Annotated in this window: 1 protein-coding gene; it reads left to right on the top strand. The window is 41.9% G+C overall.

Annotated elements, in window-relative coordinates; all coding sequences use genetic code 11:
• The first annotated feature begins 138 nt into the window (after positions 1-138).
• On the top strand, positions 139-1,116 hold the full coding sequence (locus L1967_RS22210; protein ID WP_249603676.1) for an IS110 family RNA-guided transposase: 978 nt from the start codon (positions 139-141) through the stop codon (positions 1,114-1,116).
• Positions 1,117-1,129: the final 13 nt, after the last annotated feature.

Raw genomic sequence — 1,129 nt, forward strand, 5'->3', positions numbered from 1 at the left:
AAGGCTGTTCGAGATGCTGGTTACTTTCCCTATCTGCTTGAAACTTGGACAGTTCATTAGGCCCTGGAGCCTGTAAGAAGGATTGATAAGTTCAAAGCAGTTTCTCCTATCTACTTGTTTGTCTTAAAAAGCAAAATTATGGAAAAATCTTTTACCTATGTAGGTATTGACATTAGTAAACTAACTTTTGATGTGGCTTTGTTGGAAAAAGGGAAGTACCAACATTACAAGTTTAAGAATGAAGTGGAAGGTTTTCAAGGGTTTTCAGCATTATTATCTTTGGATCACTGTTGTGTGATGGAAGCCAGTGGGCCTTATTACCTTAACCTTGCCAGTTTTCTTTTTGATAAGGGGATCATGGTTAGCGTGGTGAACCCTTTGGTGATCCGCCGGTACTCACAAATGCGTCTTATCCGGGCGAAAACCGATAAAAAAGACGCCACAGTGATCGCAGAGTATGGTCACTGCCAGCAGCCAGGTTTATGGACAAAAGAAGAAGCATATGTTTTGGAATTGAAGCAGATGCAGGCCTATAGTGAACAGCTTACTAAAAGCAGGGGCAGTTTCTTGAGGCAAAAGGAAGCTTTTGAAGCCCATCAGGTACAGAGCAAATTATTGATGAAAAAGATCGACCAGCAAATAAAAGGGTTGGAAAAGCAACTCAAAGTGATCGAGAAAGAAATGGTACGCCTTGTTGAAACCTACCATCAGGAGCAGTTCAAACAGCTCCAGAGCATACCGGGAATAGGGGCAAAAACGGCCATGACACTTATTGTACTTAGTGGAGGGTTCACCAAGTTCACCAGTGCCAAGCAGTTAAGTTCTTATGTGGGGATATCGCCCAGGATTTTTGAATCGGGTACCAGTGTTAAGGGCAAGGCACGAATCTGCAAGATGGGCATGAGCAGGATAAGGGCAATGTTGTATGTTTGTTCGTGGTCGGCCAAAAAGAAAAACAAAGCCTGTAGGGAGCTCTTTGAAAGGTTGGTGGAGAAGGGAAAGGCTAAAAAACTGGCTTTGATAGCGGTGGTCAACAAACTTTTAAAGCAGGCCTTTGCTATTGCTACACAAAAAACCTATTACACCGAAAATAACTTAAATTTATCTTGTATATAAACACAGTTCATCT

It is taken from the genome of Zunongwangia pacifica, assembly GCF_023499215.1.
In the GTDB taxonomy this organism is placed as follows: domain Bacteria; phylum Bacteroidota; class Bacteroidia; order Flavobacteriales; family Flavobacteriaceae; genus Zunongwangia; species Zunongwangia pacifica.

Coding starts and splice junctions, on each gene's coding strand:
- L1967_RS22210 (WP_249603676.1), top strand. CDS start 139: ATGGAAAAATCTTTTACCTATGTAGGTATTGACATTAGTAAACTAACT.